Annotated in this window: 21 protein-coding genes; 15 read left to right on the top strand and 6 right to left on the bottom strand. The window is 66.8% G+C overall.

The window, feature by feature from the left end; genetic code table 11:
- Window position 1 precedes the first annotated feature (1 nt).
- The gene (locus NYP18_RS06090; protein WP_259427275.1) at window positions 2-1,744 is read left to right on the top strand and encodes a proline--tRNA ligase; all 1,743 of its coding nucleotides are present in this window, start codon (window positions 2-4) and stop codon (window positions 1,742-1,744) included.
- Here NYP18_RS06090 and NYP18_RS15530 read toward each other — a convergent pair.
- The gene (locus NYP18_RS15530) at window positions 1,741-2,511 is read right to left on the bottom strand and encodes a DUF4439 domain-containing protein (protein WP_259427274.1); all 771 of its coding nucleotides are present in this window, start codon (window positions 2,509-2,511) and stop codon (window positions 1,741-1,743) included. The genes NYP18_RS06090 and NYP18_RS15530 overlap by 4 nt on opposite strands.
- A gap of 33 nt (window positions 2,512-2,544) precedes the next feature.
- Between NYP18_RS15530 and rimP the strand changes: the two genes are divergently transcribed.
- The 11 genes from rimP (at window position 2,545) to NYP18_RS06030 (ending at window position 13,666) form a co-directional block, all read left to right on the top strand.
- Window positions 2,545-3,099 (top strand): ribosome maturation factor RimP, encoded by a 555-nt coding sequence (rimP, locus tag NYP18_RS06080; protein WP_259427273.1) that lies wholly within the window; start codon window positions 2,545-2,547, stop codon window positions 3,097-3,099.
- A complete protein-coding gene (gene nusA, locus NYP18_RS06075) occupies window positions 3,096-4,088 on the top strand; it encodes a transcription termination factor NusA (protein ID WP_126121543.1) in 993 nt (330 codons plus the stop codon). Before rimP ends, nusA begins: the two co-directional genes overlap by 4 nt.
- Window positions 4,089-4,185: 97 nt before the next feature.
- Window positions 4,186-4,497 (top strand): YlxR family protein, encoded by a 312-nt coding sequence (locus tag NYP18_RS06070; RefSeq protein ID WP_126121542.1) that lies wholly within the window; start codon window positions 4,186-4,188, stop codon window positions 4,495-4,497.
- Window positions 4,498-4,606: 109 nt separating this feature from the next.
- Window positions 4,607-7,417, top strand: a complete 2,811-nt coding sequence (gene infB, locus NYP18_RS06065; protein WP_259427272.1) for a translation initiation factor IF-2 — start codon at window positions 4,607-4,609, stop codon at window positions 7,415-7,417.
- A 1-nt stretch (window position 7,418) separates the two neighbouring features.
- Window positions 7,419-8,213, top strand: coding sequence for a metallophosphoesterase family protein (locus NYP18_RS06060; RefSeq protein WP_259427271.1), 795 nt, complete (start codon window positions 7,419-7,421; stop codon window positions 8,211-8,213).
- A gap of 80 nt (window positions 8,214-8,293) precedes the next feature.
- Window positions 8,294-8,731 carry a 30S ribosome-binding factor RbfA gene (gene rbfA / locus NYP18_RS06055; RefSeq protein WP_259427270.1) on the top strand — a complete coding sequence of 146 codons (438 nt, stop codon included), beginning with the start codon at window positions 8,294-8,296 and terminating at the stop codon, window positions 8,729-8,731.
- Window positions 8,731-9,690, top strand: a complete 960-nt coding sequence (locus NYP18_RS06050) for a DHH family phosphoesterase (protein WP_259427269.1) — start codon at window positions 8,731-8,733, stop codon at window positions 9,688-9,690. The genes rbfA and NYP18_RS06050 overlap by 1 nt, the downstream gene beginning before the upstream one ends.
- The gene (locus NYP18_RS06045) at window positions 9,687-10,973 is read left to right on the top strand and encodes an MATE family efflux transporter (RefSeq protein ID WP_259427268.1); all 1,287 of its coding nucleotides are present in this window, start codon (window positions 9,687-9,689) and stop codon (window positions 10,971-10,973) included. The genes NYP18_RS06050 and NYP18_RS06045 overlap by 4 nt, the downstream gene beginning before the upstream one ends.
- Window positions 10,974-10,996: 23 nt before the next feature.
- Window positions 10,997-11,812: a metallophosphoesterase family protein gene (locus tag NYP18_RS06040; RefSeq protein WP_259427267.1), complete on the top strand. Its 816-nt coding sequence runs from the start codon at window positions 10,997-10,999 to the stop codon at window positions 11,810-11,812.
- Window positions 11,805-12,461, top strand: a complete 657-nt coding sequence (locus NYP18_RS06035) for a 4'-phosphopantetheinyl transferase family protein (protein WP_259427266.1) — start codon at window positions 11,805-11,807, stop codon at window positions 12,459-12,461. Before NYP18_RS06040 ends, NYP18_RS06035 begins: the two co-directional genes overlap by 8 nt.
- Before the next feature lie 260 nt (window positions 12,462-12,721).
- Window positions 12,722-13,666, top strand: coding sequence for a type IV toxin-antitoxin system AbiEi family antitoxin (locus NYP18_RS06030; protein WP_259427265.1), 945 nt, complete (start codon window positions 12,722-12,724; stop codon window positions 13,664-13,666).
- Here the strand turns inward: NYP18_RS06030 and truB are convergent.
- Window positions 13,663-14,556: a tRNA pseudouridine(55) synthase TruB gene (truB, locus tag NYP18_RS06025; RefSeq protein WP_259427264.1), complete on the bottom strand. Its 894-nt coding sequence runs from the start codon at window positions 14,554-14,556 to the stop codon at window positions 13,663-13,665. The two genes, NYP18_RS06030 and truB, sit on opposite strands and share 4 nt — an antisense overlap.
- A gap of 29 nt (window positions 14,557-14,585) precedes the next feature.
- Here truB and NYP18_RS06020 point away from each other — a divergent pair, with 29 nt between their 5' ends.
- Both NYP18_RS06020 and NYP18_RS06015 read left to right on the top strand, forming a co-directional pair.
- Window positions 14,586-15,560: a bifunctional riboflavin kinase/FAD synthetase gene (locus tag NYP18_RS06020; RefSeq protein ID WP_259427263.1), complete on the top strand. Its 975-nt coding sequence runs from the start codon at window positions 14,586-14,588 to the stop codon at window positions 15,558-15,560.
- 7 nt (window positions 15,561-15,567) lie between these two features.
- Window positions 15,568-16,560: a nucleoside hydrolase gene (locus NYP18_RS06015; protein WP_259427262.1), complete on the top strand. Its 993-nt coding sequence runs from the start codon at window positions 15,568-15,570 to the stop codon at window positions 16,558-16,560.
- A 33-nt stretch (window positions 16,561-16,593) separates the two neighbouring features.
- On the opposite strand, the gene NYP18_RS06010 is transcribed toward NYP18_RS06015, so the two are convergent.
- The 4 genes from NYP18_RS06010 to mhpA form a co-directional block, all read right to left on the bottom strand.
- Window positions 16,594-17,496: a dioxygenase family protein gene (locus NYP18_RS06010; RefSeq protein WP_259427261.1), complete on the bottom strand. Its 903-nt coding sequence runs from the start codon at window positions 17,494-17,496 to the stop codon at window positions 16,594-16,596.
- 14 nt (window positions 17,497-17,510) lie between these two features.
- A complete protein-coding gene (locus NYP18_RS06005; RefSeq protein ID WP_259427260.1) occupies window positions 17,511-18,614 on the bottom strand; it encodes a maleylacetate reductase in 1,104 nt (367 codons plus the stop codon).
- A gap of 83 nt (window positions 18,615-18,697) precedes the next feature.
- Window positions 18,698-19,714 carry an amidohydrolase family protein gene (locus tag NYP18_RS06000; RefSeq protein ID WP_259427259.1) on the bottom strand — a complete coding sequence of 339 codons (1,017 nt, stop codon included), beginning with the start codon at window positions 19,712-19,714 and terminating at the stop codon, window positions 18,698-18,700.
- A 9-nt stretch (window positions 19,715-19,723) separates the two neighbouring features.
- Window positions 19,724-21,301 (bottom strand): bifunctional 3-(3-hydroxy-phenyl)propionate/3-hydroxycinnamic acid hydroxylase MhpA, encoded by a 1,578-nt coding sequence (gene mhpA / locus NYP18_RS05995; protein WP_259427258.1) that lies wholly within the window; start codon window positions 21,299-21,301, stop codon window positions 19,724-19,726.
- 242 nt (window positions 21,302-21,543) lie between these two features.
- On the opposite strand from mhpA, the gene NYP18_RS05990 reads away from it, so the two are divergent.
- Window positions 21,544-22,875 carry an MFS transporter gene (locus NYP18_RS05990; RefSeq protein WP_259427257.1) on the top strand — a complete coding sequence of 444 codons (1,332 nt, stop codon included), beginning with the start codon at window positions 21,544-21,546 and terminating at the stop codon, window positions 22,873-22,875.
- The last annotated feature ends 1 nt before the right edge of the window (window position 22,876 follow it).

Below are 22,876 nucleotides of genomic sequence, written 5' to 3'. Positions count from 1 at the left end.
CATGATCACACGTCTGTCCACGCTGTTTCTGCGCACGCTGCGCGAAGACCCCGCTGATGCCGAGGTCCCCAGCCACAAGCTGCTCGTCCGCGCCGGTTACATCCGCCGCGCCGCCCCGGGTGTCTATTCCTGGCTCCCGCTGGGCCTGCGGACCCTGCGCAAGATCGAGGACGTCGTGCGTGAGGAGATCAACGCGATCGGTGGCCAGGAACTCCTCTTCCCGGCGCTGCTGCCGCGTGAGCCCTACGAGACCACCGACCGGTGGACCGAGTACGGCGAGGAACTCTTCCGGCTGCAGGACCGCCGCGGCACGGACATGCTGCTCGGGCCGACCCACGAGGAGATGTTCACCTCCGCGGTCAAGGACCTGTACTCCTCCTACAAGGACTTCCCGGTCACGCTGTACCAGATCCAGACCAAATACCGCGATGAGGCCCGCCCGCGGGCCGGCATCCTGCGTGGACGTGAGTTCGTGATGAAGGACTCCTATTCCTTCGACATGGATGACGCCGGCCTGGAGTCCTCCTACCAGGCACACCGCGCGGCCTACCAGCGCATCTTCGACCGCCTGGGCATCTCCTACGCCATCTGCCAGGCCACCTCCGGCGCGATGGGCGGTTCCGCCTCCGAGGAGTTCCTGGCGCTGAGCGGGAACGGTGAGGACAGCTTCGTCCGCGCCACCGGCGGCGACTACGCCGCGAACGTGGAGGCCGTGGTCACCCAGCCGGGCACCGAGCGTCCCGTGGCGGGGCTGCCTGCGGCCGTGGAGCATGAGACCCCGGATGCGGAGACCATCGCCACCCTGGTGGACTGGGCGAACTCGCAGGGTCTGGATGTCACCGCCGCCGACACCCTCAAGTGCGTGGTGGTCAAGGTCACCGAGCCGGGTGCGGAGGAGCCGGAGCTGCTCGGCGTGCTCGTTCCCGGTGACCGCGAGGTGGACATGAAGCGCCTCGAGGCCTCCCTCGAGCCGGCCGAGGTCGCCATGGCCGAGGACGTGGACTTCAAGAAGAACCCCTTCCTCGTCCGCGGTTACGTCGGCCCGCGCGGCCTGGCCGCCAACGGTGTGCGCGTGCTCGCCGATCCCCGCGTGGTCACCGGCACCGCCTGGATCACGGGTGCCGACGCCCCCAACCGCCACGTCGTCGGGCTGGTCGCCGGCCGGGACTTCGAGGTCGACGGTTTCGTGGAGGCCGCCGAGATCCGCGAGGGTGACCCGGCCCCGGCGGGCCAGGGCACCCTGACGCTGGAGCGTGGCATCGAGATCGGCCACATCTTCCAGCTGGGCCGCAAGTACACCGAGGCCTTCGACGTGCAGATCCTCGACGTCAACGGCAAGCGCTCCATCCCCACCATGGGTTCCTATGGCATCGGTGTCTCCCGTCTCATGGCCGTGCTCGCCGAGCAGCGCCATGATGACAAGGGCCTCAACTGGCCGGTCGAGATCGCCCCGTACCAGGTGCATGTGGTCGTGGCGAACAAGGACGCCGCCGCCCTGGAGGCCGGGGACCGCATGGTCGCCGAGCTCGACGCCGCCGGCATCGAGGTGCTTTTCGACGACCGCCCCAAGGTCAGCCCCGGTGTCAAGTTCAAGGACGCCGAGCTGCTCGGCATGCCCTTCGCCGTGGTCCTCGGCCGGTCCTTCGCCGAGGGCAAGGTCGAGCTGCGCATCCGCGGCGGCGAGACCCTCGACGTCGCCGCTGATGAGGCCGTGGCGAAGGTCGTCGAACTGGTCCGCGGTTAGTTGATGCTCGCGGTGCCGTGGACCGCGAACTCCCGCCAGGGGGTGTCGTGGGCCTGCACCGCAGCGCCGAGCCAGGCCTGCCGCAGGTCCTCCTGCAGGCGGGCGACGAATACCTCATCCGCGGGTCCGGTGACGCCCGCCAGCTCGTAGCCGGCTTCGGCGACGGGCACCTCGCCATGGGGGGCGAGCATCTCGCGGAGGGCGAGGATGCGCTCGTCGTGGGCGTCGAGAAGCTCATCGATCTCTGCGCCGCGGGCGGGGGAGAGGTACGCGCTGGCCAGCCCCAGGCCCCAGGCGGCGGCGTATTCGCGGCGCAGCAGTTCCCGGGCGGCATCGATGTCGCGGCTGTCGCTGACCTGGGTGTCTGCGGGCAGTTCGCCCCCGCCCAGTTCCGCCAGGTCCACGGCCTGCCGGATGACCAGGGCGTGGGATTCCTCCGGCACTGCCGTATCCAGGCTCAGCAGCAGGGAATCCTCGACGTCCGTCTCAGCCAGTTGTGTCACCTCGGCCTGGAAGGCGCAGGATTCGGGGACGGTGCCGTCGGCGTGGGTGCCGCACAGGCGCGTGATCTCGGCGGAGAGCTCCGTCGCGTGGCGGGCCCGCACCTCGGCGGCCGCGCCGTCGAGAGCGGCGGCGTCGCTGGCCGCGCGGTCCGCCAGCTCGGCGACCTGGGAATTCGGCCGCGGCCCCAGCGCGGAGGCCACGTCCCCGACGGAGCAGGAGGCCAGAAGCGGCAGGGTGAGGAGGAGGGCGAATCGACGTTTCACAGCCGACACCCTACCCGCGATAGGCTGATGGGCATGGCATTCCCCGGCGAAGACGAACTAGTCACACTGATCACTCCCGTCACCGACTCCTGCGGTCTCGACATTGAGGGCGTCAAGGTCACCCGTGCGGGCCGCAAATCCGTGGTCAGCATCCGGGTGGACTCGGATTCCCGGCCCGACCTCGACCTGCTCGAGGCGGTCTCCCAGGAGGTCTCCGCACGTCTCGACGCCGCCGAGGAGCGCGGCGAGGTCAACCTCGGCGCCGGCTACACCCTCGAGGTCTCCACCCCGGGTGTCGACGCCCCCCTGACCCTGCCGCGCCACTGGCGCCGCAACCGCAACCGCCTGGTGGAACTGCTGGAGGACGGCCAGAAGTCCGTGTGGCGGGTCGGTGCGCTGGCCCCCGGCGAGGATTCCGTGGTGCTCGTGCGGCCGGTGAAGAAGGGCTGCGAGATGCGCGTCCTGGAATTTTCCGAAAACCCCCGTGCGGTGGTAGAAATTGAGTTCGCCACACCCCCGGCAGCGGAAACCGAGCTGACGGGACTCGACTATGACCAGGCGCTCGCCTGGCAGGAGGAAAACAAGTGAATATCGACATGGCTGCGCTGAGGACCATCGAGAAGGAGAAGTCCATCCCGGTGGACGACATGCTCCGCACGATCGGCAGCGCACTCATCCAGGCCTACCGCGAATACCGCGGTGAGGAGGGGGACTCCCGGGCCCGCGTGGACATCGACCAGGACACCGGCTCCGTCGCGGTCATCGTCTCCGAACTCGACGAGGACGGCGAGGTCGGCTCCGAGTACGACGACACCCCCGACAACTTCGCGCGCCTGAGCGCCCAGGTGGTCCGCGAGGCCATCGTCAAGCGCCTCCGCGAGGCGGAGAACGTCCGCCTCTTCGACGAGTACCAGGCCTTCGAGGGCCGCGTGGTCTCTGGTGTGGTGCAGAAGGACGAGACCGCGAACTCCCGCGGCATCGTCATCGTCCAGCTCGGCACTGAGGCCGACCCCCAGGACGGTATCCTGCTGCCCGCAGAGCAGATCCCCGGCGAGAAGCTGAAGCACGGCGACCGCATCAAGGCCTACATCGTGGGCGTGAACAAGGGGCCCCGCAACGTGCAGGTCAACCTCTCGCGCACCCACCCCGAACTCGTCCGCGGACTGTTCGAGCTGGAGGTGCCCGAGGTCGCCGACGGTTCCGTCGAGATCCTCGGCATCGCCCGCGAGGCCGGCCACCGCTCCAAGGTCTCCGTCTCCGGCAAGGTCAAGGGGCTCAACGCCAAGGGCGCCTGCATCGGCCCCAAGGGACAGCGCGTGACCAACATCATGAACGAGCTGGGGGGAGAGAAGATCGACATCATCGACTTCTCCGAGGACCCCGCCACCTACGTCGGCAACGCCCTCGCCCCGTCCAAGGTCGTCCGCGTGGAGATCACGGATGCCGAGGCCCAGACCGCGCGCGTGACTGTTCCGGACTACCAGCTCTCCCTCGCCATCGGCCGGGAAGGGCAGAATGCCCGCCTCGCCGCACGCCTCACGGGCTGGAAAATCGACATCCACTCGGACATCAACTGACCCCGAGTGCAGCCGGGAGTTCAATTCCAGGTGAAAATAGCGTAAACTGTTCGATGGCCCACGTGCCGTTGATGATCAGGCTTTCTGTAGGAGACGAATGACGCAGACCCGTGAGATCCGCGTCCGTACCTGCATCGCCACCCGCGAACGCAGACCGGACACGGAGCTGCTCCGGGTGGTCGTCGATCCCGCGGATGAGAACCGCCTCCTGGCGGACCCCTCCCGCAGCCTCCCCGGCAGGGGAGCATGGATCACCCCTGATCTCGCGGCACTCGAGCTGGCGGAACAACGCCGCGCCTTCGGGCGGGCGTTTCGGGTGTCCGGGAGAATCCCGGACACAGGTCCCGTACGCACGTACTTGGCGGCGCAGGCCGCCGGACCCGACATCACAAGGAAGACCGAACACTGATGAGCACAGCACGATGAAGCATCAGCGATGAAAGTCACAGACATCATCTAGAGGTCGAGTTCCCTTTCCGGGGCTTGACTCGACCTCTGGTAACAACAAGAGGAGAAAAGTGCCCGGAAAGCTACGCGTCCACGAGCTCGCCAAGAGGCTCGGCGTAACCAGCAAGGAACTGCTTGCCACGCTCAAGGAGCAGGGTGAGTTCGTCAAGACCGCATCTTCCACCGTGGAACCCCCGGTGGTCCGTAAGATGCTGGATCTCTACGAGAAGGAGGCCGCCCCCAAGCCGGGAGCAGCGGCCTCGAAGCCGGCCCCGAAGCCGGGAGCAACGGCCCCCAGGCCCGGCCCGAAGCCGGGCCCGGCGGCCCCGAAGCCGGCTGCACCGGCACCGGCCCCCAAGCCGGCTGCCGCAGCCAAGCCCGCCCCGAGCCCGGCCGCGGCGGCCAAGCCTGCCGCACCGGCCCCGAAGCCGGCTGCACCGGCACCGGCCCCCAAGCCGGCTGCCGCAGCCAAGCCGGGCCCGAAGCCGGGTCCGGCCGCAGCCAAGCCCGCCCCGAAGCCGGGTGGCGCCCCGAAGCCGGGTGGGGAGCGCCCCACCCCGGCCAACGCCATGCCGCGTCCCATGCCGCGTCCGGGCGGTCGTCCCCGCGTCGCCAACAACCCGTTCTCTTCCGGCGGCGAGCGTCCGGCACCGCGTCCGGGCGGCGGACGTGGCCAGGGTGGTCCCCGTCCCGGTGGCCGTGGTGGCCAGGGCGGCCAGGGCGCACCGCGTCCCGGCGGCCAGGGTGCCCCGCGTCCCGGTGGTGACCGTCCGGCACAGGGCGGCGGACGTCGTCCGTCCCCGGCCAACATGCCTCCGGCCTCCCAGGCCCCGACCCCGGGCCAGATGCCGCAGAAGGCTGCCGGAGCCGGTCGTGGCCGCGGTGGCCAGGGCGGCCCCGGCGGTCGTCCGGGCGGCGGTCCGGGCGGCGGCGGTTTCCGCGGCGGCGGACGCCGTGGCGGCACCGCGGGTGCCTTCGGGCGTCCGGGTGGCGCACCGCGTCGCGGCCGTAAGTCGAAGCGTCAGAAGCGTTCCGAGTACGAGGCAATGCAGGCGCCGAACGTCATCGGTGGCGTCCGCCTGCCCGACGGCCGTGGCCAGAGTATCCGTCTGCGTCGTGGCGCCTCCCTGTCCGATTTCGCGGACAAGATCAACGCCGATCCGGCCGCACTGGTCCAGGCGCTGTTCAACCTGGGCGAGATGATCACCGCCACCGCAGCTGTGCCGGAGGAGACCCTCCAGCTGCTCGGTCAGGAGATCAACTACGTCGTTGAGGTCGTCTCCCCGGAGGACGAGGACCGCGAGCTCCTCCAGTCCTTCGACCTGCAGTTCGGTGAGGACGAGGGTGGCGAGGATGACCTGGCCAAGCGTCCGCCGGTCGTGACCGTCATGGGTCACGTCGACCACGGTAAGACCCGACTGCTCGACACCATCCGTAAGGCTGAGGTCGGTGCGGGTGAGGCCGGCGGCATCACCCAGGGCATCGGTGCCTACCAGATCGGTCGTGAGATCGAGGGCCGTGAGCGCCGGCTCACCTTCCTGGATACCCCGGGTCACGAGGCGTTCACCGCCATGCGTGCCCGTGGTGCCAAGTCCACGGACATCGCGATCCTCGTGGTCGCCGCCGACGACGGTGTCATGCCGCAGACGGTGGAGGCCATCAACCACGCGAAGGCGGCCGATGTGCCGATCGTCGTCGCGGTGAACAAGATCGATAAGCCGGAGGCCTCCCCGGAGAAGATCCGTGGCCAGCTCACCGAGTACGGCCTGGTTCCGGAGGAGTACGGCGGCGACACCATGTTCGTCGACATCTCCGCGAAGCAGGGCACCAACATCGATGAGCTGCTCGAGGCTGTCGTCCTGACGGCGGATGCCTCCCTGGATCTGCGCGCCAACCCCGAGATGCACGCCCAGGGTGTCGCCATCGAGGCGAACCTCGACCGCGGCCGTGGCCCGGTGGCCACCGTCCTGGTCCAGCGCGGTACCCTCCGCGTCGGTGACTCCGTTGTCGTGGGTGACACCTACGGCCGCGTCCGCCGCATGATCGATGAGCACGGTCACGATGTGGAGGAGGCGGGTCCGTCCCGTCCGGTCCAGATGCAGGGCCTCAACGGCGTCCCCGGCGCCGGCGACAACCTGCTCGTCGTCGAGGACGACCGTGTCGCACGTCAGATCGCCGCACAGCGTGACGCCCGCAGGCGTTCCGCAGCGCAGGCACGCGCCCGCAAGCGCGTCTCCCTCGAGGATCTGGATGCGGTGCTCAAGGAGACCAGTGTCCTCAACCTCATCCTCAAGGGTGACAACGCCGGCTCCGTGGAGGCGCTGGAGGAGTCCCTCCTGAAGATCGAGATGGAGGACGAGGTCGAGCTCAACATCATCGACCGTGGTGTCGGTGCCGTCACGCAGACCAACGTCTCGCTGGCATCCGCCTCAAACGCAGTCATCATCGCGTTCAACGTCCGCTCCGAGGGCAAGGCCACCGAGGAGGCCAACACCGAGGGTGTGGACATCCGCTACTACACCGTCATCTACAAGGCCATCGAGGAGGTCGAGGCAGCCCTCAAGGGCATGCTGAAGCCGATCTACGAGGAGCGCGAGGTCGGTGTCGCGGAGATCCGTGCACTGTTCAAGGCCTCCGCCATCGGTCTGATCGCCGGTTGCATGGTCGAGAGCGGCAAGGTCCGCCGCAACTCGAAGGCCCGCCTGGTCCGCGACGGCAACGTCATCGCAGACAACGTCAGGATCGAGTCCCTGCGACGCGAGAAGGACGACGTCACCGAGGTCAGCGCAGGCTACGAGTGCGGTATGGTCCTGTCCTACCCGAACATCGAGGTCGGCGACAAGATCGAGGTCTTCGAAGAGGTCGAGGTCCCGCGCACCTGATATGGCGCGCACACTGTGGTCCGTTTCGGACCTGCACGTCACCTGGTCCGCCAACCGCGGGCGCGTCGAGCGCCTGCAGGCGGTGGATCCGGGGGACTGGCTCATCGTCGCCGGAGACGTGGCTGAGCGTATCGACATCGTCGTCGACACCCTCGCCCGTCTCCGGCGGCGTTTTGCCCGCGTCATCTGGACGCCCGGCAACCATGAACTCTTCGCCCGCAGCACCGACCGTTTCAAGGGCCGGGAACGCTACCTGCGCCTGGTGGAGCTGCTGCGTGAGGTGGGCGTCGACACGCCCGAGGATGACTACCCCGTCTTCGGCGGCGTGACGGTCGTTCCGCTGTTCACGCTCTACGACTACTCTTTCCGCCCGGCCGGCATGAGCGCGGAGGAGGCCCTCGCCGCCGCCCGCGACGCCCGGGCCACCCTCGACGATGAGCTGCTCATCGCCCCCTACGTGGACATCCCCGCCTGGTGCGCGGAACGGGTCAACTACTCCCACCGGCGGCTGGCGGAGATCGACGGCCCCACGCTGCTGGTCAACCACTGGCCCCTGGTCGTGGAGCCGACCCTGCGGATGGCGAAACAGCCGATGGCCCTGTGGTGCGGGACGACCGCCACCCGGGACTTCACCACGCGGTACCGGGCCATCGGTGCCGTCCACGGGCATCTGCACATGCCGGAGGAGATCCGTGTCGACGGGGTACCCCATTTCGACGTCTCCCTCGGTTACCCCTTCGAGCAGGAGCACATGCCGCGGCGGGCCTGGCCGCTGCCCGCCCTGCGCACCGGTTGACGGGTGACGTCGAAACGCGGTGGGGGCGCGGGGTAGAATCTCCGGAGGTTCCGACAACGACTACCGAGGAGACGCCCGACATGGCCGACAACGCCCGTGCCGCCCGCATGGCAAAACGCATCCAGACCATCGTGGCCTCTGCGATTGAACGCGAGGTCAAGGACCGTCGCCTGGAGCTGGTCACCGTAACCGACACCCGCGTCACCGGCGACCTGCACGATGCGACCGTGTTCTACACCGTCCGCGGCCAGACCATCGACGAGGAACCGGACCACGAGGCCGCCGCGGAGGCCCTCCACCGTGCCCGCGGCCAGCTCCGCAAGATCGTCGGTGACCAGCTGGGGGTCCGCTTCACCCCGACCCTCTCCTTCGAGGTGGACACCGTCCCGGAGGCCTCCGCCCACATGGAGGCACTGCTGGAGCGGGCCCGGGCCCGCGACGCCGAGCTGGCGGAGCTGAAGAAGAACGCCAGGCCGGCGGGCGACCCCAACCCCTACAAGACGGAGGACGGTCAGTAGTGCCCGAACCCTCCTATGCCGAGACGGTGGCCGCCGTAGAGACTGCGCGCTGTGTCGCCGTCGTCGGCCACGTGCGCCCCGACGCGGATGCCATCGGCTCCGTGTCCGCCACCGTCCAGGCTCTGCGCCAGCTGGGCAAGCAGGCGGTGGGGCTGATCGGGCAGCCGCAGCCCTTCGCCGCGAATCTGCTCACCATCCCCGGCGCGGAGGAGGTCAGGCTCGCCCACCGGCTGCCGGAGGTGGACCTGATCATCACCGTGGACTGCGGTTCGCTGGACCGGGTGGGTGCGCTCGCGACGGAGATCGCGGCACGCGCACAGGACACCGTGGTCATCGACCACCACTCCTCCAACCCCGGTTTCGGCCGGGTGAACCTCATTGACCGCGACGCCGAGTCCACCACCACGATCCTGGGCGACCTCTTCGAACGTCTGGGGGTCCGGTTGGACCAGCCCATCGCGCACGCGCTCTACGCGGGCCTGCTCACCGACACGGGCAGTTTCCGGTGGGGGCGCCCGCAGATGCACAGCTTCGCCGCCCGGCTCATGGAGACCGGCCTGGATGTGCGCACCATCGCCACGGACCTCTTCGACTCCGGTTCCGTGACGGATCTGCGCATGATGGGCCGCGCCCTGTCGGGCGTGCGGATCGAGGAGGCCGGCACCCACCGGGCGGCGGTGATCATCGCCGACCAGGAGCTCATCCAGGACGGTTCCCTGCCGGCGGTGGAGAGCCTCGTCGATTTCCTGCGTTCCCTCGAGGGCACCGACCTGGGGGCGTTGTTCAAGGAGTCACTGCCGGGCATCTGGCATGTCTCGCTGCGCTCCAACGAGATGGATGTCTCGGAGGTCGCGGTCACGCTCGGCGGGGGCGGGCACATCCCGGCCGCCGGTTACACCGCCCGCGGCACCGCCGATGAGGTCCTCGCGGAGCTGCTGGAGGAGCTGCGCGCGTCGTGACGGTCTCCGCCAGGCAGATCTTCGCGCTGGCCCTGCCCGCGCTCGGAGTCCTGTCCGCCACCCCGCTCTACCTGCTTCTCGACACCGCCGTCATCGGCCGTCTCGGCGCCTTCGAGCTCGCCGCCCTCGCCGTGGGCACCACCGTGCAGTCGACGGTGACCACCCAGCTGACCTTCCTCTCCTACGGCACCACCGCGCGTGCCTCCCGGCTCTACGGCTCCGGGCGGCGGGAGGAGGCCGTGGCGGAGGGTGTGCAGGCCACCTGGGTCGGCCTGGGTGTCGGACTGGTCATCGCCGGCCTGATCTGGGTCTTCGCGGAACCCATCGCGCTGGCGCTCTCCGGGGACGCCGCCACTGCGGCGGCATCCGCGCAGTGGCTGCACATCGCCGCTTTCGCCATCCCCCTGACCCTGGTGGTCATGGCCGGAAACGGTTGGCTGCGCGGTGTACAGGACACCCGCCGCCCCCTGTGGTTCACCCTCGCCGGTGTCATCCCCGGCGCGGTGCTCATCCCCGTGCTGGTGGGGCAGTTCGGCCTGCCCGGTTCCGCAGTGGCCAACGTCATCGGGGTGGCCATCACCGCGGCATGTTTCCTCATCGCGCTGGCCCGGGAACACCGCGGCGGGTGGCGGCCGCACTGGTCCATCATGCGCCGCCAGCTGGTCATGGGCCGGGACCTGATCCTGCGTTCCATGTCCTTCCAGGTCGCCTTCGTCTCGGCGGCGGCGGTGGCGGCGCGTTTCGGCACCTCCTCGCTGGCCGCGCACCAGATCATGCTCCAGCTGTGGAACTTCATCACCCTCGTGCTTGATTCTCTGGCCATCGCCGCGCAGGCACTGACGGGGGCGGCGCTCGGGCGGGGGACGGTGGGCGTCGCGAAGCAGGTGGGGCAACGGGTGACGGTGTACTCGCTGATCTTCGCCGGGGCACTCGGTGCGGTCTTCGCCCTCGGCGCCGGGGTGATCCCGCGGCTGTTCACCACGGACACCTCAGTGCTGGACACCATCGCCGGGCCCTGGTGGCTGATGATCATCATGATCATCCTCGGCGGAGCCGTCTTCGCCCTCGACGGTGTGCTTCTCGGCGCCGGTGACGCCGCCTTCCTGCGCACGATCACCATCGCCTCCGTCGTGTGCGGCTTCCTGCCCGGCGTGTGGATCTCCTTCGCCGTCGATGGCGGACTGACCGGCATCTGGCTCGGACTGCTCGCATTCATCATCATCCGGCTCGTGGCCGTGGTCTGGCGTTTCCGGTCCATGGCCTGGGCTGTGGTAGATACGTAAGGATATAAGGAGGTGCGCCACGCATGACCACGACACTGTGGGCCGTCAGCGACCTGCACGGGGCCGTCAAGGCCAACGCCGGCCGCATTGACGAGATCCAGCCCACCGATCCCTCGGACTGGTTGATCGTCGCCGGTGACGTCGCCGAACGGACTGACCTGGTGCTGCGCATCCTGGGGCAGCTGCGGGCACGCTTCGCCAAGGTGATCTGGGTGCCCGGCAACCATGAGCTGTTCTCCCGCTCCACGGACCGCTACCAGGGCCGCGACAAATACACCGAGCTTGTCGAAGGCTGCCGCGCCATCGGCGTGCTCACCCCCGAGGACCCCTACCCGGAGTTCCACGGCGTGACCATCGTGCCGCTGTTCACCCTCTACGACTACTCCTTCCGCGGCCCCGGCCTGACGGTGGAGGAGGCGGTGCAGGCGGCCCACGACCGGCAGATCATGATGACCGACGAATTCGCCATCGCCCCTTTCGTCGACGTCCGGGCCTGGTGCTGGGACCGGCTGGCCTACTCCATCAAACGGCTCTCGCGTATCGACGGCCCCACCGTCCTGATCAACCACTGGCCGCTCGTGCAGGAACCCACCCTGGCCATGCGCCACCCCGAGATCGCCCTGTGGTGCGGCACCCGCCATACCCGCACCTGGGCCGAACGCTACAACGCGAAGGCCGTCATCTACGGTCACCTCCACATGCCCGGCGAAACAGTTGTCGCCGGTGTGCCGCACATCGAGGTCTCCCTCGGTTACCCACGCGAATGGGAACGCCACGGCCACCTCCACCCCTGGCCCCACCCGGTCATGACCATCGGGCACGGTGACGGTGATGCTTGATTCGAACCTGTTCCCCGAATCCGCCCGCTTCTGCTACGTCATCACCGACCGCAGGAACCCCGACCTGCAGAACTACCTCGGCCTGCACCCCCTGGAACAGGCCCTGGTCTCCCACTCGGTGGACATCCGCAAGGCCGAGTTCGGCGACGCCCGCTGGTGCGCCCACCAGGCCCTGCGCGACCTCGGCCAGTGGGACAACGAACCCATCCTCCGCGGGGAACGCGGCATGCCGCTGTGGCCCCAGGACATCACCGGCTCCATGACCCACACCGAAGGCTTCCGGGCGGCCGTCGTCGCGCCGAAGACACACGTGCGTTCCATGGGCCTGGACGCCGAACCCGCCGAACCCCTGCCCCCGGAGGTCATCGGCTCCATCGCCCGGCCGGGGGAGATGCCCCAGCTGGAACGCCTGCGCTCCGAGGGCATCGACTGCGCCGACCGGCTGCTCTTCTGCGCCAAGGAGGCCACCTACAAGGCGTGGTTCCCCATGACCTACCGCTGGCTGGGTTTCGAGGACGCCGAGATCGACATCCGTTCCGACGGCACGTTCATCTCCTACCTGCTGACCCGGCCCACCCCGGTGCCCTTCATCGCGGGCCGGTGGATGGTCCGCGACGGTTACGTCATCGCGGCGACGGCGGTGACGTGATGTGCGGCGACGTGATGGCGGTGTCTTTATGTAGCTCTCGTCCGTTAGGTCCGGACATGTATCTCCCAGGTGGGCGGTCCCCGGCCGGGGCGGTATCCCGCGAGATACGTGTCGTGACCTACCGGAGGGGAGCTACCTGTCAAGACCTAACCCGATAGCACCCACCCTCCTGTGGACAGACCCCCACCAGCCGATGGTTGTCCACAGCCACAGGCCCCGCCACCTACCGGCCACCCCGTTCCGGGCCCCATACTGCGGGTATGAAGCTACGGAAATTCATCGTCCCCATGCGTGACTGGGCAGCTGAGTGCCCCGTGATCCACCTGCCGGCGGTCGACACACTGGACCGGGAGCTGCGGCGGCGGTTGGCGGCAGGGGAGTATGTGCGGCTGTGCCCGGAGATGGTCGTGGAGAAGCAGCGGTGGGAGGGGCTGGCCGGTTGGCAGCAGGATGAGGCGCGGGTGCAGGCGGTGGGACTGTGCACGCATAAGGCGGTGCTGGTGGGCAGGTCGGCAGCACGGGTACACGGGATTCCGGTGCCCGGCAGGGATGAATTCGTGGAGCTGAATCTGCCCGGGCGGAACTCCCGGCGGCCCCGGCAGGAGTGGCCGGAGCAGGTGGTCTACCGGGCAGCGTCCCTCGGACAGGAGGAGATCACCACGGTCAAGGGACTGCGGGTGAGCACGATCATGCGCACGGCGGTGGACATCGCCAGATATCACGGGGTGGTGGCCGGCATCGTCGCCTTCGATGCGGTGCTGGCGATGCAGTACATGAGCCGCAGCCGCGCCGAGAACATGGTGGAGCTGCTGGGGCCGGTGCGGGGGATCAGCACGGCGCGTCGGGCCCTGGCGCTGGCGGATCCACGTTCAGAGAGTCCACTGGAGTCCTGGGGCCGCGCGCAGATCCTCGCGGCTGACCTGCCCGGGCTGGAGACGCTCCAGGTGCAGGTCCCGGTGCTGGAGGGGAGGTACCGGCTGGATCTGCTGCTCAATGGTCACCTGGCCGTCGAGCTGCACGGGGAGATCAAATATGACGGGCAGAGCACCGGGGTGGATCCGGTGATGCAGATGAAGCGGGACCGGGAGCGGGAACGTCTCCTGCAGAACGCGGGATTCATGCTCGTGCACGCCACCTACGCGGATCTGGTGGAGGGGCGGTTGTCGGGGATGGTGCGCGCGGGGCTGGCCCGTCAGGCGGCCTAGAGGGTGGAGGGGCGGGCGACGAAGACCGTGGCCAGGCGTTTGCCCTTCTCCCGGATCAGGGCGATGGCCCGCCCGTCCGGTGCGACGGCGGCATGCACGCCGTCCAGTCCGCGGGGTTCGAGCCATTTGCCCATGGCCAGGGCGTCGGCCTCTTCATCGGTAACCGGCAGGACGGGGTAGTTGCGGGTCAGGGCCTCATCGAGGGTGAGCGAGAGCTGCGGGGAGTGCTCGAGGGCGTCGAGGGGGTGGGCGTCGTCAAGCACGAAGGGGCCGACGGCGGTACGCCGCAGGGCGGTGAGGTGCCCGCCGACCCCGAGCGCCTCGCCCAGATCGCGGCCCAGCGATCGGATGTAGGTGCCCGAGGAACAGTCCACGCTGACATCCACGTCGAGGAAGTCGCCTTCGCGGCGGAAGGCGAGGGCGTCGAAACGCGTGACAGTGACGGGGCGGGCGGGGATCTCGACCTCCTCCCCGGCGCGCACGAGTTCATGGGCGCGGCGGCCGTCGATCTTGATGGCGCTGACCGAGGAGGGCCGCTGCATGATCTCCCCGGTCAGTTCGGCGATGGCGGTGAGCACCTGTTCCTCGCTTATCGACACCGCACTCGCCCCGCCCGTCATTTCACCTTCCGCGTCGTCGGTGGTGGTGGCGGCCCCCAGGCGGATGGTGGCGTCGTAGGCCTTTGTGGCCGCGACCATGTGTGCGAGGAATTTCGTGCCGCGTTCGATGCCGACGACCAGCACGCCGGTGGCCATCGGGTCGAGGGTGCCGGCGTGGCCGACCCGCCGGGTGGAGAAGAAGCGCCGCAGGCGGGAGACGACATCATGGGAGGTCATGCCTGCGGGCTTGTCAACGACTACGAGTCCGGAACCGGCCAGGGGATCAGTCATATCGGCAGTCTATGCCGTAGTCTGTAGCGGTGATTGTTTGGCACGGAGTTGAGGACATCCCCGCGGACCTGGAGGCATCGGTGGTCACCATCGGGGTCTTTGACGGCGTCCACCGGGGGCACCAGGCGCTCATCGATGAGGCGGTCCGGGTCTCCCGGGACAAGGGGCTGCCCTGTGTGCTGGTCACCTTCGACCCGCACCCGTTGGCGATCTTCGCCCCGGACCGCAGCCCGGTGCTGCTGGTGCCGGTGGAGCAGCGACTGCGCCACGCCATGGAGCTCGGCGTCAACGGCGTGCTCGTGGTGGATTTCCGGCGTGACCTGGCGGGCCTGTCGCCGGAGGAGTACTTCACCCACCTGTTGCGCGACAAGCTCAGGGCAAAGGCTGTGGTGGTGGGGGAGAACTTCACCTTCGGCCGCGACGCCGCAGGCACCTCCGACACGATGCTGGAGCTGGGGGAGAAGTACGACATCGACATCAACATCGTCGACCTGCTCTACGACGAGGAGACCCGTATCTGTTCCTCGAATATCCGGGAGTACCTCGGCGACAGCGACGTCGAGAGTGCGGCGTGGGCCCTGGGCCGGGATTTCATCGTCACCGGACCCATCGTGCACGGTGCCGGCCGGGGTGGACGCGAGCTGGGTTTCCCCACCGCCAACCAGTATTTCCCCGAGTCCATGGCGCTGCCCGCCGACGGGGTCTACGCCGGCTGGTTCACCATCCGCGATGACCGCCCCATCGACGGCAACATGGAACGCGACGTGCCCTACCCGGCGGCGATCTCCGTGGGCACCAACCCCACCTTCGGGAACGAGCCGCGCAGCGTGGAGTCCTACCTCATCGGCCGGGAGGCCGACCTCTACGGGCACACCGCGGACGTCTCCTTTGTCGGACACGTGCGTGACATGGTGAAGTTCAACTCCGTCGACGAACTCACCGCGGCCATCACCGCGGACGTGGAGAAGGTCCGCGAGATCCTCGGAATCAACGAGCAGGAGTAGTTTTTCCGTGACCACGAAAGTGATCCTCGACCTCGACACCGGTATCGACGACGCTCTCGCCCTGGCCTACGCGCTCGGCTCGCCCGAGCTCGAGGTCATCGGCATCACCGGCACCTACGGCAACGTGCTGGTGGAGACCGGGGTGCGCAATACCCTGGCCATCCTCGAACTCTTCGGCCGCAGCGACATCCCCGTCTACGCCGGCCTCCCGCACGCACGGAGGCGCGATTCCTTCGAGGTGCTGGAGATCTCCGAGTTCATCCACGGGATCAACGGCATCGGTGAGACCGTGCTCCCGGAACCGGTGGTCCAGGCTGAGGAGGGTGACGCAGTGGAGTTCCTGGTTGCCGCGGTGCGTGAACACGGGGAGGACCTGGTCATTGTGCCCACCGGCCCGTCGACGACGATTGCCGCGGCCATCGAAGCCGATGACCACTTCGCGGAGCATGCCCGGATCGTCATGATGGGTGGTGCCCTGGCGGTGCCGGGTAACGTCCGCCCCTGGGCCGAGGCCAACGTCAACCAGGATCCCGAGGCCACCGACCTGCTCTTCCGCCGGGCACAGGACGTCACCATGATCGGCCTGGACGTGACCCTGCAGACCCTGCTCACGACGGAGGAGACCGCCGTGTGGCGCGAGCTGGGCACCGCGGGTGGGGACTTCCTCGCCGACGCCGCCGACTACTACATCCGGGCCTACGAGACGACCGCCCCGAATCTGGGCGGCTGCGGACTGCACGACCCCCTGGCCGTCGCCGTCGCAGTGGATCCCAGCCTGGTCACCTGCCTGGACATCAACCTCAAGGTCGACCTGGCGGGGGAAACCCGCGGCCGGACCATCGGTGACCACGACCGGCTCAATGATCCCGTCAAGACCGCCCACGTCGCGGTCGCCGTCGACGTCGAGCGTTTCCTGGCGGAGTTCATGCAGCGGCTGACGTCGCTGGCGGAAAAGACCCGGGCTACTGAGCCGGCAGCAGCTCCGATGGCTCGCCGCTGAGGGGCGCCTCGGGGCATCGCGGGCCTGGGAGGGCTACTTCTCGGCCGGTGCGAGGACGATGTCGAAGCGGGTTTTCGCCCAGGCCTGATCTGCCAGGTCACGCCCGTCCGGGGTCGGGGTGCCCGCTGCCTGCTGCTCGAAGGTCTTGATCAACGAATCCTTGACCCCGAACACCGAATCCCCGATCGCCAGCTGCGGATCACCCTCGACGAAGATGTGGGTGACCAGGGTGCGCAGATCCTCTGCTGTGACCATGAAATGCAGGTGCGCGGCACGCACCGGGGATCGACCCACAGCCTCGAGCATCTGGCCCACCGGACCATCATGCGGAATGGGATAAGGCACCGGCGTCAGACCCCAGAAGCGGTACTCACCCTGCTCGTTGGTGTACAGGTGGGCACGTGCCGCCATCCGGTCATCGGTGTACTGCACGTCGTAGAGGCCGTCCTCGTCGCATTCCCACACTTCGATGCGCGCGCCAGCGACAGGGTTACCGTCAGTGTCGGTGACCGTGCCCTCGACCCAGGCCGGCTGGCCCGATGCCCCGTGGGTGATGTCCCCGCCAATCGGGATCTCCGGGGCATCGTCGACGAAGAACGGGCCGAAGACGGTGGCTTCGGTGGCATCCTCGTAGGCCTCGTTGTTCACGGCGATGGTCTGCATCGACGCCCCCAGGGTGTCCGACAGCAGGACGAACTCCTGGCGCTTGTCGTCGGTGATGTGACCGACCCGGGTGAGAAAATCGATCGCCTGGTTCCACTCCTCCTCCGTCAGGCGCACGTCACGGATGAAGTCGTGCAGGTGCACGGTCAGCGACTGCATGACCTGCTTGAGACGCGGGTTATCGGTGTTGTCGAAGGACGCGACCACGCGGTCGACGAGGTCCTGTTCCACCTGGGTCTGAGCATCAGAAACAGCATTAGTTTCAGTGGTCATGGGATCTTCTCCTTCTATACGTGAGCTGCAGTTGCGGCAGGAATGTGTTGACCGATGGACGCAGGGTCCTCGCCGTTGAGTGCGGCGGTCAGCAGCTCGGTGAGGTTGTCTGCGGTGACTTCACATGGGTTGTTATCCGGGATGATGGCCAGGGCCTGTTCCACCACCGTCGGGATACCTTCGGCGGTGAAACCGTAGTCGGCCAGCGCACGCGGGGCGTCGAGCAGGGTGCGCAGTCGCTGCAGACCCGCCAGCGCGGTGTCCGCCCCGAAGGCGGCGGCCATCCGGGTCTCCGCCTCTGGGGCGTGAGGTGCGTTGAAGGCCAGGACATACGGTAAGACTGCGGCATGGGTCTGGGCGTGCGGCAGGTTGAAGGTCCCGCCGAGGATGTGGCAGAGCTTGTGGTGGATCCCGGAACCAGCAGACGAGAAGGACACCGCGGAGAGATAGGCACCGTAGAGAGCCAGATCGCGACCCTCGATGCTGCTGGGGTCTTCGACGATCATCGGTAACCCCTGATTGAGCGCGTGGATCCCCTCGGCGGCCAGCGCGGCATTGATCGGGTCCGCCTTCGGGCCCCACAGCGAGTCCACACAGTGGGCCAGCCCGTTGAGACCGGAGGCCACCGACATCGCCACCGGCAGGGACAGGGTGAGCTCGGAATCGTAGATGACCGTGAGGGGCAGGACCTTATCATCGGTGCCGGTGGTTTTGCGTTCGTTTTCCGTCAGACCCCACACGTTGGTGGCTTCGGAACCAGCGTAGGTGGTGGGCACCGCGATGATAGGAATACCGCTGGTCAGGGCTATCGCCTTCGCCAGACCGGTGGTCGAACCGCCCCCGACGGAGACCATGAGGTCAATGGCGTTATCGGAGGCTACCCGTCGGGCGCGCTGCGCGACCTCGATGGGCACGTGCATGACCACTTCGGTGTGCCAGGTGGCCACGTCGATGAGATTGGCGACTTCGTGCGCCAGCTCGAGTTCGCGTTCGTCGGCGATGACCATCACCTTCTTGGTACCGAGGCGGGCAACCTCTGCGGCGACGTGTTCAGCGGCCTTGCCCGCGCCGAACAGGACGCGCTGGCCGAGGGTGACATGGGTGAAATCCAGTGACATAGCAGTTCCTTTGTGGTTGGTGCTGGTTACCGGGATGCCAAAGCCGCCCCATACGGTGGTGTGCTGGGGCGGCGAGGCATTTTTTAGTTGCTGAGCAGAGCCGGAGTTAAGCCAGCTTCCAACTTGAAGAGCTTTGCTGCATTATCGCGGCCGATTTTCTGACGGTCAGCCTCGGAGATGGCAGCTGAATCAAACCAGTTCGCTGCGTGATTGACGTTTTCGAAGGGCCAGTCGGTGGAGAACAGGATTCGGTCGGAACCGATTTCCAGCAGCGCATCCTGCAAGGTCTGGGTGCGGAAGTTGCCGGAGGTGGTGATGTGGAAGTTGTTGGTGAAGTAGTGGTGGAAGCTCTTCTCGGCGGGGTAGTTGGGTTCTGCCTCCACCCAGGCGTTGCGGTTGTCCATCCGCCAGAGCATGGCGGGGATTCCTTCGCCCAGATGGCCGAGAACGATCTGCAGGTCCGGGAACTGGTCGAAGAGGCCGGAGGCCATCAGTCGGAGCGAGTGGACAGCGGTTTCCTGGGCAAATCCCCAGGTCGGGCCAAGCAGCCACGGGTGGCCATCGTAGATTCGTGCGTCCTGGGGGAGCGGGTTGCGGGGGTGGAGGTAGAAGGGAACATCGAGTTTTTCCACTTCTGCCCAGAAGTCCCGGTACTGGGGGAGGTCGTAGTAGAGCGGGACGTTGCCGTCGCCTGTCTGCTCATCCTGGGAGAAGCCGTTGACCAGGGCGCCGACGAAGCCCAGCTCGTTGACGCAGCGGTGCAGTTCTTCGGCAGCGGCCTGCGGGTCCTGCAGGGGGAGTGCGGCGAAGCCTTTGAAACGGTCAGGGAAGGCGGCCACTCGTTCGGCCAGGAAGTCATTGGCCTTACGCGAGATACTGATGGCTTCCTCACGGTTCGGGATGGCCTGCACTGCCGGGGCATTGAGCGACAGGATCATGGTTTCCAGGCCATTCTGATCCATTTCGTCGATGCGGCCCTGGTCGACATCCAGGAGCCTGCGCTTGAGCTCTCCCCAGCGATGTTCCGGGACGAATCCGGCGGAGTCCATGAGGGTGTCCGGGATGGCAAAGTGCTCTTCGAGACCGATTTTGTTCTGCATGTTGAGCTCCTACTGGTAGGTGAGGGTTTTGGAGTGTGCGTCGCTGGTGGTGAGGTTTTCCAGCAGCAGGGTGAGTTCATCTGCGGACCGGGCTGTTCCGTAGATGTGGCGGTCTGGGCGAACGACAACGGCCAGGCATTCCTCGTTCGCGAACCAGGAGGTGTACACACCGCCGGTGTCAGAGAGTGGTGCGACTTCCAGCATGGAGGTGATGCCGAAAGAAATCTCACTGCCACCCATGGCCGAGAAGCGTTCACGCACAGTGTCAGGCAGTTGTCTGAGGATGCTCGGCTGGCTGACGATGACCTGCCAGGAGGTGCCGGCGATGTCATCGAACATGGCGGAACGACTGCTGCTGGAGACAAATCCCTGGGGGAAGAGCCCGCCATTGCCGGCAATCATGGATCCAGAGATCGGCGGGTAGCGGAACTTGTCGGGACGTTGGCGGGCGGCGTGGGCGGCCATCATGGTGCGGTCGCGTTCTTCTGCCTGGACCTTGTCACGCATGGTCTGGACCTTGCCCAGTTCAATCGCCTTCTCGGTGATGAAACGGACATGGGGCTCTCGCTCTTCCTGGAAGGTATCGAGAAGATTCTCCGACGCCCCGCCCAACACTGCCTCGATCTTCCAGGCCAGGTTGCGGGCATCCCGGATACCGGAGACCATCCCCTGGGCAAGGAAGGGAGGCATCTGGTGTGCCGCATCGCCGGCGAGCAGAATACGACCGCGTCGCCACTGCTCGGCAATGGCTGACTGGAAGGTGTAGTTGGCCACCCGGATGAGTTCCGCATCGTCTGGCGTGAGGTATTCGCTGACACGGGCCCAGACCTTGTCCGGATCGACGATGGCCTCCCGGTCGGCATCACGCTCCAGTCGGAAGGAGAAGCGATGGTGCCCGGGACCGATGTTCACGATCGCGATGGGCTCGTCCGGGTTGCAGACCTGCTGGAAGGTCGGAAGTCCGGGCACGTCATGGTGCAGTTTGAAGTCGCACACCAGCCAGTTCTCGGAGAAATCGTACGAGTCAAGTTCAATACCGAGTGCCTGGCGGACAAAGCTGTTACCGCCATCCGCGCCCACGACAAAGTCGGCCTCCACCGTGATCTGCTGGTCCTTGGTGGTAAGCGCTGTGAGGGAAACACCCTCCCCGAGGTCCTCGATCTCGGTTACTGCCGCTCCCGGGAATACCTGAACGTTCGGGATGCTGCGCACTGCCCCGTCGAGCACTTCCTCCAGGTGCGGCTGGTACATCATGTACTGCGCAGGCCAGCCATTCGGGCCGGGGTTGTCGTACTCGAAGTCGGTCAGGACCTGCCCTTTTCCGTTGACCCACACGTAACCGTTCTGGACATTGGTGCCGGCCAGGACTTTCTCGGCAACGCCGAGCTGCTGGAAGGTGCGCATCGTTTCGTCATCGAATGCTGCAGCGCGAGGCTTGGAGTAGAGGGATTCGTACCGCTCGAGGACGGTCACGCTAATGCCCTTCTGTCCCAAGAGTGCGGCCAGCACCATGCCGGTCGGGCCGTAGCCGACGATGGCGACGTCACTACGGATGTGGCTGGAGTCGAGATTTACCGAATTAGTCATGTTCCACCTCACAGGAATTGGGCTGGTTGATCTGGATCACATTCATGAAGCTAGCATTCACTTATGAGGAACGCAATACGCTTTGGTGAAAATGCTGGAGAGGGGTGATTTCCCCTTCTCGGCCGGAGGGGGTGCGCGTCACTTCAAAAGTTTTACGTGACATGGATTACTTTTTGGGCTAGCGTGCACTAGTGTGCAATCAGTTCACTCTTTCGGAATCCGGCAGTAGGGAAGGGATCCCCATGACCACCACGCACCAGGAGCAGAAAGTGCCCGCCAAGCCAGGCACTCCCTCAGGACAATCCCCACGGGGAAATCGCACTATCGCTAGCCAGGGCCTAGTTCTCTTTATTGCCTGGGTTATTTCCGCCATGGAGGGCTATGACCTGGCTGTTTATGGCGCTTCCGTACCCGCGATCCTCCAGGACCCTGGCCTGAACGTTGATCTTGCCCAGGTCGGCATCATGGGTTCGGTCGTGGGCATCGGCATGCTCTTCGGGGCGGGTTTTGCCGGGGCCATGGTCCACCGATTCGGCCATCTTCGGCTGATTGCTTTCGGTATCGCCATCTTCTCCCTCGGCATGGTTGCCAACGCGCTGGCCCCCACCGCAGCCGTGTTCGGCATCGGTCGACTGGTGGTGGGTGTTGGTCTGGGAATCGTGCTCCCCATGGTTAACGCCTATGTCTCAGATATCAGTGAGCCAAGGAAGGTCGCCCGCAACGTCGGCCTGGCCATGAGCGGTTACGCGATCGGTGCCATGTGCGCACCTCTCCTGGCCGCCCTTCTGATGGGCCAGTCCTACCGGTGGCTCTACATCATCGGTATCGCACCTGTCGTCCTCGTCGCCTTCATGTACCGACGTCTGCCTGACAGCCCTGTCTTCTTGCGCCGGAAGGGCAATGAGGAGCTCGCTGCACTCATTGAGGCGAAGTACAACCTGCCTTCGACGAAGGCCAACCCGTCGGACAGGCCAGGCCGCTTCCTGGGACTCGGTGCGCTCTTTGCCCCCGGAGTCCGCACGTCCACCCTGTTGTTCTGGGCACTGTCTTTCTGTGGTCTCCTCCTGGTGTTCGGCATCAGCGCCTGGCTGCCCACCATGCTCCAGGCCATCGGATACAGCCTGGGTTCCGCACTGATTCAGACCGTGGCCATGTGGGCAGGCGTCGCAACCGGTGTCATCCTCGGTGGGCGAATCGCTGAGGTTATCGGCACCAAGGCCATTGTGATCTGCGCCTTCCTGGTTGGCGCGATCAGCCTGCTCCTGATGAGCCTGCAGCCGCCCGTCTGGATCTTCTACATCCTGGTTTTCGTCAGTGGTTTCGGCTTCATCGGCTCGCAGATCCTCGGCAATGCCCTGATCGCCACCCGATATGCCCCGGCTCTGCGCGGAAACGGCCTGTCCTGGGCTTTGGCCATCGGTCGAGTCGGCGCGATTGTCGGCCCGTCCCTTGGTGCCTGGGTGCTGACATCCCCGCTGTCCGACGAGTGGAATTTCTACGCCTTCGCCATCCCGGCACTGGTCGGTGCCACGGCCGCGGCGCTGGTACCCCGCATGGTCGGCCGATCCAGCTAGA

It is taken from the genome of Corynebacterium lemuris (assembly GCF_024919295.1).
GTDB lineage: Bacteria > Actinomycetota > Actinomycetes > Mycobacteriales > Mycobacteriaceae > Corynebacterium > Corynebacterium lemuris.
Note: the sequence above shows the minus strand (reverse complement) of the source record. Positions and strands in the feature narration are given on the sequence as shown.